General features: G+C 56.7%; 1 protein-coding gene. It reads left to right on the top strand.

Features of this window, described 5'->3' with window-relative positions; translation table 11 throughout:
- On the top strand, nucleotides 1-1489 hold a 1489-nt coding region (locus ACVBEF_RS21180), incomplete at both ends, for a non-ribosomal peptide synthetase (RefSeq protein ID WP_447125868.1).

Genomic DNA, 1489 nt, shown 5'->3' with positions numbered 1-1489 from the left:
CCGGGTGGCGATCTGCGTTGATCGTGGTCTGGCGATGGTGGTTGGCTTGCTGGCGGTATTGAAAGCCGGTGCCGGATATGTGCCGCTGGACCCTGCATATCCGGCCGAACGACTGGCGTATATGTTAAGCGACAGCGCCCCGCGAGTGGTGCTAAGTGGGGTGCTAATGCAGGCCGGGATTACAGGCGGCTGGGAGCAAGCGAGGGTAACAATAGCGCCGGACGTGCCAGTACTGGATCTGCACGCGCCGAGTTGGGATGCATACCCGAGTGAGAATCCAGACAGCAGCCATCTCACGTCATCGGATTTGGCGTATGTGATCTACACCTCCGGTTCGACCGGACAGCCGAAGGGCGTGATGAACGAACATCGCGCCGTCGTTAATCTGATGTACGCGATGCAGCAGGCTTACGGACTGGAGCGGCACGATGTGATACTGCAAAAAACGCCATTTAGTTTTGACGTCTCTGTGTGTGAGTTTTTCTGGCCACTGATGGTGGGTGCCAAGCTGGTGATGGCCCGGCCGGATGGTCACAAGGATCTCCGCTATCTGAGTGACATTATTCGTACAGCGGGCGTGACCACACTGCAATTCGTCCCATCAATGTTGCAGGTATTTGTCGGTCATGCTCAGACGGAGGCGGTATGTACTAGCGTTGTGCGCGTGCTCTGCGCTGGCGAGGCATTGCCAGCAGCGCTGGTCCAGCGGTTCCATGCGCAGTTGCCGCACGCGCAATTGCATAATCTGTACGGTCCGACCGAAGCGGCGGTGTATGTCACCGCCGAAGCTTGCGTGGCGGGAGCAACGGATGCGTTAGTCCCGATTGGCACACCGATTGCGAACACCAGCATCTATATTCTCGATGCGCAAGGTAAACCGACCCCCGTCGGCGTCGCAGGTGAGTTACACATCGGCGGGGTGCAGGTGGCGCGTGGGTATTTGAATCAGCCGGAACTCACTGAGCAACGCTTTGTGCCTGATCCGTTTTCGTCACAGCCTGGCGCACGTTTATACAAGAGTGGCGATTTAGCACGCTGGCAATCAGACGGCAATCTGGTGTATCTGGGCCGTAACGATTTTCAGGTCAAAATTCGCGGTTTCCGGATTGAATTGGGCGAGATTGAAACGCAACTGGTAGCACATCCGGCAATCCGCGAGGCGGTAGTGATGGCACGGGAAGACAACGCTGGCGACCAACGTTTGGTGGCCTACATGGTGGTCAATCACAAAGTTGATATTGAGGTGTTGCGTGCGCATCTGAGTCTCAACCTGCCCGATTACATGGTGCCAGCGGCCTATGTCACGCTCGCAGCGTTACCGCTGAATGTGAACGGTAAACTCGACCGCAAGGCCTTGCCGACCCCCGACGGTGCTGCGTACACCATGAGTGGATATGTCGCGCCAATTGGCGAAACAGAAACCACGCTGGTGGCAATCTGGTCCGAACTATTGCAGATCGAACGCATTGGTCGTCACGACAATTTCTTC

It is taken from the genome of Glaciimonas sp. GG7 (assembly GCF_052976905.1).
This window is presented reverse-complemented; position numbering and strand designations above follow the sequence as displayed.